Annotated in this window: 8 protein-coding genes; 4 read left to right on the top strand and 4 right to left on the bottom strand. The window is 56.3% G+C overall.

The genetic code is table 11. The annotated features are described in order from the left end of the window. Positions 1 to 3 precede the first annotated feature (3 nt). From KORLAC_RS08255 to ahpC, 3 genes are all read right to left on the bottom strand, one after another. Positions 4 to 543 (bottom strand): hypothetical protein, encoded by a 540-nt coding sequence (locus KORLAC_RS08255; RefSeq protein ID WP_139167419.1) that lies wholly within the window; start codon positions 541 to 543, stop codon positions 4 to 6. 168 nt (positions 544 to 711) lie between these two features. Continuing rightward, on the bottom strand, positions 712 to 2,289 hold the full coding sequence (ahpF, locus tag KORLAC_RS08250; protein WP_068305348.1) for an alkyl hydroperoxide reductase subunit F: 1,578 nt from the start codon (positions 2,287 to 2,289) through the stop codon (positions 712 to 714). 88 nt (positions 2,290 to 2,377) lie between these two features. Next, positions 2,378 to 2,941: an alkyl hydroperoxide reductase subunit C gene (ahpC, locus tag KORLAC_RS08245; RefSeq protein ID WP_068305346.1), complete on the bottom strand. Its 564-nt coding sequence runs from the start codon at positions 2,939 to 2,941 to the stop codon at positions 2,378 to 2,380. 246 nt (positions 2,942 to 3,187) lie between these two features. On the opposite strand from ahpC, the gene KORLAC_RS08240 reads away from it, so the two are divergent. The 4 genes from KORLAC_RS08240 (at position 3,188) to KORLAC_RS08225 (ending at position 10,165) form a co-directional block, all read left to right on the top strand. Continuing rightward, positions 3,188 to 4,285 carry a lipase family protein gene (locus KORLAC_RS08240; protein ID WP_068305343.1) on the top strand — a complete coding sequence of 366 codons (1,098 nt, stop codon included), beginning with the start codon at positions 3,188 to 3,190 and terminating at the stop codon, positions 4,283 to 4,285. Positions 4,286 to 4,689: 404 nt separating this feature from the next. Then, positions 4,690 to 7,215, top strand: coding sequence for a TonB-dependent receptor (locus tag KORLAC_RS08235; RefSeq protein ID WP_206594899.1), 2,526 nt, complete (start codon positions 4,690 to 4,692; stop codon positions 7,213 to 7,215). A 94-nt stretch (positions 7,216 to 7,309) separates the two neighbouring features. Beyond that, a complete protein-coding gene (locus KORLAC_RS08230; protein WP_068305341.1) occupies positions 7,310 to 9,298 on the top strand; it encodes a tetratricopeptide repeat-containing sulfotransferase family protein in 1,989 nt (662 codons plus the stop codon). A gap of 66 nt (positions 9,299 to 9,364) precedes the next feature. Further along, positions 9,365 to 10,165: a substrate-binding periplasmic protein gene (locus tag KORLAC_RS08225; protein ID WP_068305336.1), complete on the top strand. Its 801-nt coding sequence runs from the start codon at positions 9,365 to 9,367 to the stop codon at positions 10,163 to 10,165. A gap of 14 nt (positions 10,166 to 10,179) precedes the next feature. On the opposite strand, the gene KORLAC_RS08220 is transcribed toward KORLAC_RS08225, so the two are convergent. After that, complete coding sequence (locus tag KORLAC_RS08220; protein WP_068305335.1) at positions 10,180 to 12,156, bottom strand: BCCT family transporter; 1,977 nt, start codon at positions 12,154 to 12,156, stop codon at positions 10,180 to 10,182. Positions 12,157 to 12,191 lie beyond the last annotated feature (35 nt).

Genomic DNA, 12,191 nt, shown 5'->3' with positions numbered 1-12,191 from the left:
GGACTAGCCAGATACTTTCAGAAGCTTCTTGCCAAGTTCCTGGCTGCGTTCCAGCACCATGTAGGAATCCATCAGGATCTCCATGGTGTTGAAAGTTTGTGCTTCCGCGGCCAGATCGGCTTCTGAGTCTGCGCCAGCTGCCGGGGCCACGCCTGAAAGTGCAGAGGCAGACATTTCCTCGATCTTGGCTTCAAATTCGCCCTGAACCTTTTCGAACACACGGCTGGTTTCGCGCGTACCGGCATAAAGGGAAGCGAACTTCTCGTCAGCGCCGTCTTTGTCTACCAGACCCTGATGGCAGGCCTGAACTTCGGCAAATGCCGCCAGAACCGTGCGGAACATGTCTGTTGTCGCAACGATTTGCTGGTCAGCGGACATTTCTGCGGCGCCGTCAATGGCTGGCAGGCCATCCTTGTAAGCGGCGATCGGTGCAAGGCAAGTGCCTTCATAAGAAACGGATGCAGTGTCACCGGCGAATGCGCCTGTCGACCCAACTGCAACCCCAATAACCAAAGCGGCCAAGCGGCCTTTACTGAACATCATGTTATCTCCCAACATTCCCATTACTATTCCAATTCGCCCCACGAAGCCAAGATTTTGCCTTAAATTTTAGTAAATTGCAATTTTACTTTGGTTAACCATATTTATGGCGAAGTTCCCGCACGGAATCAGCGCCTGGGCTCCAGGCCACACCTGAAGCCCAATAGAAAACTATGCCGCCAGCTGTTCATTCTGGCCCATCATCAGATATTCAAAAGCAGCAAGTGAAGCCTTTGCGCCTTCGCCCATGGCGATGACAATCTGCTTGTAAGGCACCGTTGTCACATCACCACAGGCAAAAATCCCGCCTTCGGATGTTTCACCCTTCTCGTTGATAATCACCTCGCCATAAGGCGACAGGTCAATAACACCCTTGAGGAAGCCGCTGTTGGGCACAAGACCAATCTGGATGAACACACCGGCACCGTCCCATTGCTTTGTCGCGCCGGACGCGCGGTCCTGATACTGAAGCCCTGTTACCTTGCCGCCAGAGGCAGAGATTTCCCTGGTCGCCGCGTTCTTGACGATGGTGATATTATCTCGCTTCATGGCTTGGTCCACCAGCACCTGGTCAGCTTTCAGGTCCGGCAGGAACTCAAATACCGTGACTGATTTCACGATACCCGCCAGGTCCAAAGCCGCCTCAATACCCGAATTGCCGCCACCAATCACCGCCACGTCCTTGCCTTTGAAGAAAGGCCCGTCACAGTGCGGACAATAAGCCACGCCCTGCCCTACATTCTCGTCTTCGCCCGGCACGCCCAGCTTGCGCCACTGGGCACCGGTTGCGACAATCAAAGACCGTGTCCGGATCTGCTCACCGGACGTCAGGGTCAGCGTCTTGACCGGGCCTTTATCAACTTGCGCGACCCGCACGTGCTCCTTCAGCGTCACGTCATAGTCATTCAGGTGCGCCATCAGGGCGCCAGAAAGCTCGGGCCCGGTGGTCTTGGAAACCGAAATCAGGTTTTCGATACCCATGGTATCCTTGACCTGCCCGCCGAAGCGTTCGGCAATCATGGTGACCTTCAGACCCTTGCGTGCTGCATAGATGGCAGCGCTTACACCCGCGGGGCCACCGCCCACAACGGTAACGTCCTGAAGCGGCAAAGCATTCTGTGGGCCTGGCTTGGTGTCCTTGATGCCCGGGTAAGCTTCCAGAAGCTTGCTCACAATCACAGATGTATCGATCTTGCCGGTGGCGAACGGTTTGCCGTTCAACAGCACCGTCGGCACGCCCTGGATATTGTTCTCAGTCACCAGTTCAGGATACAGGCCGCCGTCAATCATCTCAGAACTGATGCAGTCGTTGATAGCCGCGAACTGGTTCAGTGACTGCACGACGTCCGGGCAGTTGTGGCAGCTGAGGCTGACATACACCTGGAAATCCAGCTTGTCTGTGATGCCCGCAATCATTGATCGCAGCGTGTCGTCAAGTTTGATCGGCGTGCCCGACAGATGCAGGATCGCCAGCACCAGTGAATTGAACTCATGCCCGCCTGGAATACCAGAAAAGCGTACGCCACTGTCAGCTCCATCTACCTCCAGAAGGAAGCTGATCGGACTTCGAAGGGTGGCTGTATCCCGTTCCTCAAACGCCAGGCGGTCAGAAACAGACGCGATCGACGAGAGGAAGTCCTTGAGCTCCTGACGTTTTCCATGCTCGCCAACCTGCAGCACAAAGGTGATGTCCTTCTGCATGTTCACGGTATAGCCCTTGAGGGCATTCAGAATATCATTGGTCAGCATCGGTCATTTTCCTGTTCTACCGGGGGTTCGCGGGAGTTTGGCGCGCCGCATCGAGGGTGGCTGCGACGCGCCACAAGCTTGGCTGGGATTAGATTTTGCCCACGAGGTCAAGGCTTGGGGTCAGCGTGCTTTGGCCTTCTTCCCAGGCAGCCGGGCACACTTCGCCGTCATTCGCAGCCACATACTGGGCAGCCTTCACTTTGCGCACCATGTCCTTGGCGGACCGACCGATGCCCAGGTCGTGGATTTCAGCAACCTTGATGATGCCGTCAGGGTCAGCCAGGAAAGTACCGCGCAGGGCCTGTGCCGCTTCTTCGATCATCACATCAAAACCGCGGGTCACTGCACCGGTCGGGTCACCGAGCATCGGAAACCTGATCTTGCCGATGGCATCGCTGCTGTCGTGCCATGCCTTGTGACAGAAGTGCGTGTCGGTCGACACGGCGAAAACCTCAACACCCAGGCGCTGCAGCTCGTCATAGTGGTTAGCCATGTCTTCAAGTTCTGTCGGGCACACGAATGTGAAGTCTGCCGGGTAGAACAGGAAGATGGACCATTTGTCCTTCACGTCAGCATCGGTAATGGTTTTGAACTCGCCGTCATGGAAAGCTTCTACTTTGAATTCAGGAATGGATTTGTTGATCATCGCCATTGGATATCTCCTTAATAAAATTCTGCGAGCCGATAGCGGCTGTTGAAGGCAACATATCCATGCGAATTAAATCAATCCAATCGATTATTTTTGATTTAATAATCGTTTTCATTGATAATAATACCCTCCTGTCGTCAAGTCACGCCCCGCTCGACCTAAAGGCAGGGCGCCAGCGCTGGTGGAAAGCACTCTACCCATGCTATTATTTGCCTCGGCCGCCAACAGGGCTGGCAAGGGAGCAAAACCATGAGCAACGCCACCGAAATCGAAACCCGCGATGGCCCGGAACTTCTGAACCTGAAGCCGCCTGTGCAACGTGCCGCCTACAGCGACCGCACGGCCTGGCAAATGGCTATTCTGTCGGAACTGGCTTACGAGAAATTCGAAAAATCACCCTTTACCAACGTTATGGGGCTGGCTGAAGAGCTGGTGCAATCCACCAACGCCAAACAGGCGGCAAGAAAACTGCTGGAACTGCAGGATTATTTCCAGTCCCCCACCACGGACGGCGAGAAACGTCTGGCTAAGATTCTTGAAGCCGCGGGGTTCGAACTTGTCGGCACCTTCTATAACCAGACACTGGATGTGCTCAAGAATACCGAAGGCTATGTGGCCAAATACTCCGGCGGCAGCCGGACACCCTTTGCCGTACTGGTGATCCGCGGCACTACATCCCCACAGGACTGGATCAATAACGCGGACGCGGGGCTAGAAGAAATTGGTGGCGGGCGCAAAGTTCACAAGGGTTTTCACCGTGCGTTCACCGATGCCCAGACGGACATCGAAAAGCTGCTGCGGAAGACCGAAGGCCTACCGCTTTATGTCACCGGCCATTCGCTGGGCGGCGCAGTGGCCGTGATGGCCACTTGGTATTTCGCCCGGGACACACTGGCGGCCTGTTATACGTTCGGCGCGCCACGGGTGGGCAACCACGCCTTCAATGACGGCTTCAAAACCCCCATTTACCGCACAGTCAACGCCTTTGATCCGGTACCATTGGTGCCCCCAGCAGGCTTAACGATCTCCTTCTTCAAGCTGGCAGCGAAAACAATGGCCAAAATCGTTCCTGGCGGTGGCTTGTTCGACATTGCTGCAAACTGGCTAACCAAGGTTCAAGGTTACCGACATGCGGGGGACCTAAGACACATGACGGCTGGCGAAATGGATGAAAATGGCCTTTACCCCACCGTCAAATATTATACTCAGTTCGGCGTGACCGACCGATTTATCCGGCTTTGGCATTCCATACAGGCCGGCCAGATGAAACGGCTGGATACCTATCACAATATGACAATCTATCGTCGCAAGCTGCGCTCCCGCGCGCTGAAGCGCGCTCCGAAATAAACAGCCGGCGGCCTGGGCTCAACTCTTCCGCGATAAGCCCTTGTGCAAAAAGCTGTGTTCACACTGCTTATAGTCATGCCCACGGAAGTGAGCCCTGAAGCCTGAACACCCCTTTATCAGAAAGCCTGACAAGCATTCCGTGCGGAAGGTCAACCCTCTGTCTTCAACGAGGTCGCGTTACTTTGTTTTCTATCGACTTTTTTGCAACACCCCAGCAAAGCAAGCGACTTAATCCCCTATTTTTTCATTAGTTTATTCGACAGGGCGTTAACTTCGCCTTATAAATTCATTTGTATTCAAACAAAAAGCCTCGTTATTGGTCCAATCGTATTGGAGTATCCGCGCTTGCGCCGGACCCGAGGCTACACCGCGTACGCGCATAAAATAACACTGGGAGACGCTCTGTGATACCTGCCAAGAAGGCCCTGAAGCTAAGCCTTTTGACCTCTGTGCCGATCATGGCCACTGCCACTGCCACCGTTGCAGAGGACGTGGACTTTAGTACGATCGAAGAAGTCGTGGTAACTGCCACCAAACGTGCTGCCAGCACACAGGACATTCCTGTTGCCGTGCAGGCGATGGGCATGACCGCACTTGAACAAACCGATGTGGATGTCTTTACCGACTATCTGCTTCAACTGCCTGGCGTATCCGCTGGCGGTAGCGGCCCCGGCCAGGGAACCATCTACATCCGCGGCCTGGCGTCCACAACGCCGAACCTGACCACCGCTGGCGTAGCAGGTCTTGCGCCAAACGTTGCCCTGTATCTTGACGAACAGCCGGTAACTCAGGTGGGTCGTAACCTTGACGTTTACGCCGCTGACCTGAACCGGATTGAGGTTCTGCCGGGTTCGCAGGGCACGCTTTTCGGCGCCAGCTCGCAGGCCGGTACGATCCGCCTGATCACCAATAAGCCAGACACGCTTGAATTTCAGGCCAAAGTGTCGGGCGGTGTGTCCTTCACCAAGGGCGGCGAGATGAGCGAGAAGGTCGAAGCGATGATCAACTATCCGATCATTGACGACAAGCTCGCGGTTCGCGGTGTATTCTATGTGGATAACCAGGGCGGCTACATCGACAACGTACCCGGCACCATCACAGCGGCTGAAAGCGCGCGCTTCAAAGGCGCCGAACAGCGCCCCAACGGGACAACAACCAGCCCAGGCTTCCAGGCCGGCGCTGATATGTCTGACGTGACTTTCCTTGAAGCCAGCAACCTGGCGCTGGTGGAAGACAATTTCAACGACGCGTCCTATACCGGCGCACGTGTCAGCATGCGTTACTATCCATCGCCGGACTGGGAAATCAACCTGGGCCACACCCGCCAGCGGATCGACAGCGAAGGGGTCTTCTTCTTTGATCCTGAACTGGATGACCCGGATGAACTGTCTGTCCAGCGCTTCTCGCCCGACGAAATCCGTGACGACTTTGACAACACAGCCCTGACCATCGAAGGCCGCATTGGCGCGCTTGAAGTGGTGTATGCCGGCGCCTACCTGAACCGCGACACAGACCAGACGGTGGACTATACCGACTATCTGTTCGTGGGCCAGTATCTGCCTTACTACATCTGTGACGCATCCGTGACCTATCCGGGCGGCGCTGCACCGTCCGGCACCTGTCAGGCACCAAACCTTTATGTCGGATCTGAAACCGAAACAGAGGTATGGACGCACGAACTGCGGTTCAATACACCAGCTGAAAAGCGCGTACGGGCGACATTCGGTGGCTTCTACAGTGACCAGACGCTGATTGAACGCAACGACTTCACCTACCCCGGTTCCCAGTTCGCGGAAAGCTTCACGCCGGGCGTCTTTGGCTGGCCACAGAACGGCCCACTGCCAGGCTCCAGCGTCAGCGACCCGAACCCACGGCCGGTCGGTGTGATCTTCTTTAACGACATCACACGCACGGACAAACAGGTCGGCCTGTTTGGTGAAGCCACCTTCGACGTGATCCCGAACACACTATCTGTCACCGCAGGTGCCCGTTGGCACGATGTTGACGTTCGCCTGAAGGGTAGCGCCAACTCGTCCTTCTTCAACTTTGGCGGCGAAGATGTGAACGCCTTCGGCACCAACCTGGATACGCAGTTCGACGGCACCCAGGTGATCAACGGCGTACCGGTTCCAAAAGGTGCTGAAGCCAAAGGCTGGGTATTCAAAGGGAACGTGTCCTGGACACCGAACGAGAATACGCTCCTGTACTTCACTTATTCTGAAGGCTTCCGCCCTGGCCTGCCTAACCGCCCAGCGGGCGCAGGTGGCGGTGCTGTACCAGCCGTGGTCCGCACGGACGAAGTGACCAACTATGAACTGGGCTGGAAACTGGACCTTCTGGACAATAGCCTCCGCTTCAACGGTAGCGCCTTCCTTGTCGACATTAAGGACCTGCAGACCACCATCTTCGACGCCACTGTGACAAACCTGTTCTTCTCGGATAACGCGGCTGACGCGCAGATCAAGGGGATCGAGGGTGACCTGCAGTGGGCTTCGCAGTCCATACCGGGGCTGACTGCCTTCGCAGCCTTCTCTTTCCTCGATACCGAGGTCAAAGAATTGGTCGGCGCCAGTGTGGCCATCGCACAACCGGGTGAAGACCTTTCCTACGCACCAAGCTTCCAGGGTAACCTGCGCGTGCGCTACGAATGGCTGATGGACAACGGCCTTGAAGCCCACATCCAGCCTTCACTTGCCTATTCCGCGTCGTCCTATTCGGACATCGTGCTGATCAACCGCGCCGAACAGGACAGCTACTTCCTGATGGGCATGGCATTCGGCGTACGCAAGGACAACTGGATGGTTGAAGTGTTTGGTGAGAACCTGACCGACGAGCGGGCACAACTGAACAACAACCTTGTGTTCGACCACGAGCGGATCACAACAAACCGCCCTCGTACATTCGGCGTCCGCTTCTCTGTCGACTATTAAATTCGGCTGAAAACCCAAAGAAATTCGAAGGCGCTCCACATTGGGGCGCCTTCGCTCTTCCCCCCTCGCCCCAAGCCGCTATAGTAGGCCCATCATGCAGGACAATTCCCAGATAGAAGCGCTCAAGCAAGCGCAGAAATTGATCTATGACGGCCGATTCACCGACGCTTTGACCAAGCTGAGCGCCGTGCTTGAAGCCGCGCCGGGGCATATCGATGCGCTCTATATGAAGGCCGTGTGCGAACGCTATGCCGGACAAACGGATGCCGCGCTCGCAACCCTGAACACCCTAAAGCAAGCAAGCCCTGAATTTGGCCGCGCGCTTCAGGAAGAAGGCCATCTGTACCGAACTCTTGGCAGGAATGATAATGCCTTGGCAGCCTATCAACTTGCGTGCCGCGCCAACCCGGCACTTGTGGCCAGTTGGCAGGCGCAAGCCGAGTTGCTCGCTGCCGCCGGGCGGCAACAGGATGCCCATCAGGCCGCAGCACAGGCAGCCCGCCTGTCTGCCCTCCCGAAAGAGCTGCAGGCAGTTACCAATTTCATTTATGAAGACAAACTTCTGAAGGCCGAAAAGCTGTGCCGTTTGTTCCTGCAGCGGAATCCCAAGCATGTTGAAGGCATGCGCCTGCTGGCGGATATCGGCATCAGGTTCGGTGCACTGGAAGAAGCTGAGTTCCTATTGGAAAGCGCGCTGACGTTCGAACCCGCAAACGTGCAAGTACGGCTCGACTATATTGCTACCCTCAGGAAACGGCAGAAGTTCGACCAAGCGCTCAAGGAAGCGAAAGCGCTGCACGACAGCGATCCGGAAAACCCGATATTCCTGAGCCATTATGCCATCGAGAGCCTGCAGGCTGGCGATTATGGCACCGCACTTGAAACCTTCGACCGCATCCTGGAAAAACTGCCCAATGACGCCACGACACTGACGTCCAAAGGCCATGCGCTCAAGACCATCGGCCAGCAGGATGAAGCTGTTGCCGCCTACCGCGCAGCATTTAAGGCCCAGCCCGCACATGCAGATGCCTATTACGGGCTCGCAAACCTCAAGACCTACCGGTTCGAGGACGCTGAAATCAAAGCCATGGAACAGCAAGCCAGCACCGGCACCCTGCCGCTTGATGGCCGCATCCAACTCCATTTCGCGCTCGGCAAGGCGTACGAAGACCGTGAGGAGTATGACCGGTCCTTCGGCCACTATGAGGAAGGCAACGCGCTGAAGCGCCACCAGTGCCGCTATAAGGCCGACCAGATGGAGGAGGAACTCCAGACCCAGGCCGCAGTATGCACAGCCGAGCTGTTCGAGCACCACAGCGGTAGCGGCTGCCAGGCGCCTGACCCCATCTTCATTGTGGGCCTGCCGCGCGCAGGCTCGACGCTCCTGGAGCAGATCCTGGCCTCCCACAGCCAGGTTGACGGCACCATGGAACTGCCAAACATCCTGTCACTTGCGCACAAGCTAAGGGCACAGAAGAGTGTACAGGCGGAAGACGGCTACCCGAAAAGCCTTTGGCACATGAGCGCTGATGAACTTCGGGCCTTTGGGGAAAAATATATCGAGGACACGCGTATTCACCGCGGGGACGCACCCTTCTTTATCGACAAAATGCCAAACAACTTCCGCCACATCGGCCTTATTCAGCTAATCCTGCCGAACGCCAAGATCATTGATGCCCGCCGGGACCCGATGGCCTGCTGCTTCTCCGGTTTCAAGCAACTGTTCGCCGAAGGCCAGGAATTCACCTATGGCTTGACCGAAATTGGCCGCTATTACCGTGACTATGTGGCCTTGATGGACCATTGGGACAGCGTGCTGCCCGGGAAGGTACTGCGGGTGCAATATGAAGATGTGGTGGCTGACCTTGAAACCCAGGTACGGCGAATCCTCGACCATTGTGGCCTACCGTTCGAGGACGCGTGCCTCGAGTTCTTTAAGACCGACCGGTCTGTTCGCACTGCAAGTTCGGAACAAGTACGCCAGCCGATCAACACCAAAGGGCTTGAGCCCTGGCGCCCCTTTGACGCCCACCTGGCACCCCTCCGGGACGCGCTTGGCCCTCTTGTGGGTCAACAGGCATAAATAAGATATCCAACCAATGCCCTAATTGGGGTATGATGGGCACACCGGAAACAGCCGGAGAGCCGGATGCTCAAGATACTAAGCCTATCGCTTGCCCTCCTGATGGGGACCAGCACGCCCGCCTTGACCCGTGACGTGCCTTTGCCCGACGCCGTGCGCATGACAGCGACTGACTGGCCGCCTTTTGCCGGCAAGGACCTGCCAGACCAGGGCGCCTCCATCGCCCTCATCCGCGATGTCTTTGCACGAGCAGGCCTGCCCCTTGAGGTGAAATTCGCCGCATGGCAACGCAGCCTCACCACGGCACTGGCCGACGAAGGATTCTTAGCCACCGGCCCGGTTTATTATTCCAAGGACCGCGAGGATATCTGCCATTTCTCTGCCCCGATTGGCCAAAGCAAAGTCGGCTTTGTCCAGCGTAAGGACACGCCGATCCGCTGGGAACAGCTCGAAGACCTCACAGGCGTGCGCATTGGTGCGGTGTCCGGTTACGTCAATGAAGCCGAATTTGACAAAATGGCCCATGACCAGACGCTTGATGTCAGCACCGTTCACAACGACGCACTCAATTTACGGCGCCTTGCCTTCGGCCGGATCGACCTGGCGGTAATTGACGAAGCAAATATGCGATATCTGCTGTCGTCCGACAAAAAGCTGGAGCCTTACCGCGAGCTTCTGGAGATGAACAGCCGGTATCTGATCACCAACGACCATCTGATCTGTTTCAAGAAATCCGATACAGGCGAAAAGCTGCGTGACCTTTTCAACGCGCATTATGATGCTGAAAAAGACGGCGGGCTACTGAGCGCCAAGATTGATGAAATTAGCCGCTGGATGGCAGCGCGCAACCAAATGGATGCGCGCTAGCCCATGTCAATTGACTAAACCCTGGCGATATTCAGGAAGTGAACATGCTTGTCATACTGGCTGAGGATATCGTGGATCAGCTGGTCTTCTGAAAAGCCGTAAACATCATAATGCTGACTGCCTTCCAGCAGATGCACTTCTGCCCGGTAAAACCGCTTACTTTCCACGCCCTTGCCGATATAGGAAAAATCAGGCTGCAACAGCGGCCGCATCTCAACGCCATACAGGAAATCCGTCTCGCTGCCGTGCAGAATACGAATTTCAGTGCCACCGGCGCTAAGTTCCACTTTCGCCGCATGGTCGCTTTCGCTGATTTCCTTGGCCACTTTCTCAAGCGCAGGCCTCACCCGCGTCGCCATAAAGGCTTCGATTTCCGTGGCAGTAGGATAGCTGAGGATCGCATCCAGCCGCTGTTTCCAGGAGACACCCTGCCCCATCACCTGCACATCAGGCGCGACCCGCGCACCCATCTCCTTGGCTGCCTCCATCCTGAGGCCGCGCATCAAGCCCATACAGGCCAGAATAATCACAAAGGTAAAAGGAAGCGCGGTGGTAATCGTGGCTGTCTGCAAAGCACCAAGGCCACCCGTGACCATCAGAACTGCGGCCACAACACCTTCCGTGACGGCCCAGAACACGCGCGTCCAAATCGGTGGATTCAATTGCCCGCCTGACGTGATGGTATCGATCACCAGCGAGCCAGAGTCCGACGATGTGACAAAGAAGGTGATGATCAGAATAATGGCAATGAAGGACACAATGCTTGAACCCGGCAAGTGTTCCAGAAAGGCGAACAGTCCTAACGGCATATTCGTGCCCACCATCTCAGCGATACTGCCCTCGCCGGACAGCTCGAAGGAAAGCGCGCCGTTGCCGAAAGCCGTCATCCAGATGAACGTAAAGACGGACGGCACCAACAAGACGCCAAAGACGAATTCACGGATCGTGCGACCACGCGAAATACGGGCAATGAAGATGCCCACGAACGGCGACCAGCTGATCCACCAACCCCAATAGAACAGGGTCCAGCTCGCCATCCAGTCATGGTCGCCCGAATAGGCATTCAGCCGGAAGCTGCGGTCGATCACGGTGCCCAGATAGAGGCCGATGTTCTGGACAAAGCTGTTGAAGAACAGAAGCGTCGGACCGGCTACGATAACAAACAACAGCAACAGGCCCGCCAGAATCATATTCAGCTCTGACAGCCGCTTGATTCCTGCATCAAGGCCAGAGACCACGGAAATGGTGGCACAGCCCGTGATGGCTGCAATCAGGATCACCTGCACTGTGCTGTTAAGTGGGATATCAAACAGATGATGAAGCCCGGCATTCACCTGCGACACGCCAATCCCCAGTGACGTGGCAACGCCAAACAGCGTGCCGATCACCGCCAGTGTATCGATGGTGTGACCCAGCGGCCCGTGAATACGTTCCCCAATCAAGGGATAGAGCGCCGACCGGATGGTCAGCGGCAGATTGTGACGGAAGCTGAAATAAGCCAGCGAAAGCCCAACCACTGCATAGACCGCCCAGGCATTGACACCCCAGTGAAAGAAGGTCACCTGCATGGCTTCCTTGGCGGCCTCGATGGTCCGGGGGTCAGCGTCTGGCGGTGCCAGGTAATGCATCAGCGGCTCGGCCACCCCGAAGAACAGAAGCCCAATGCCGATACCTGCCGAGAACAGCATGGCGAACCAGGAAATGAAGCTATAGTCAGGCCGAGAATGGTTCGGCCCAAGCCGGGTATTGCCGTGACGGCTGAAACCAAGATACAGGCAGAACACCAGGAAGCCGCTGACCGCCAGCATATATACCCAGCCTGTGGTTCGTGCCACCCAGTCCTGAACAGCGCCAAATATACCTTCCGCACTCTCTCCCGCGACAACAGCCGCCAGAACCAGAAGCCCGATCACGATGGCTGCCGGGAAAAACACGGGAGGGCAAATCCCCGCCCAGGAACCAGACCGGCCTTTTTCTTTCGTCGCGAACATCGGGGAACCACCTAAATCATTTGATTTCAAACATT

Source organism: Kordiimonas lacus, from assembly GCF_001550055.1.
Classification (GTDB): Bacteria; Pseudomonadota; Alphaproteobacteria; order Sphingomonadales; family Kordiimonadaceae; genus Kordiimonas; species Kordiimonas lacus.
The sequence above is the reverse complement of the archived record's forward strand: the minus strand, read 5'-3'. Positions and strand labels throughout refer to the sequence as shown.

Coding starts and splice junctions, on each gene's coding strand:
- KORLAC_RS08240 (WP_068305343.1), top strand. CDS start 3,188: ATGAGCAACGCCACCGAAATCGAAACCCGCGATGGCCCGGAACTTCTG.
- KORLAC_RS08220 (WP_068305335.1), bottom strand. CDS start 12,156: ATGTTCGCGACGAAAGAAAAAGGCCGGTCTGGTTCCTGGGCGGGGATT.
- ahpC (WP_068305346.1), bottom strand. CDS start 2,941: ATGGCGATGATCAACAAATCCATTCCTGAATTCAAAGTAGAAGCTTTC.
- KORLAC_RS08225 (WP_068305336.1), top strand. CDS start 9,365: ATGCTCAAGATACTAAGCCTATCGCTTGCCCTCCTGATGGGGACCAGC.
- KORLAC_RS08255 (WP_139167419.1), bottom strand. CDS start 543: ATGATGTTCAGTAAAGGCCGCTTGGCCGCTTTGGTTATTGGGGTTGCA.
- KORLAC_RS08230 (WP_068305341.1), top strand. CDS start 7,310: ATGCAGGACAATTCCCAGATAGAAGCGCTCAAGCAAGCGCAGAAATTG.
- ahpF (WP_068305348.1), bottom strand. CDS start 2,289: ATGCTGACCAATGATATTCTGAATGCCCTCAAGGGCTATACCGTGAAC.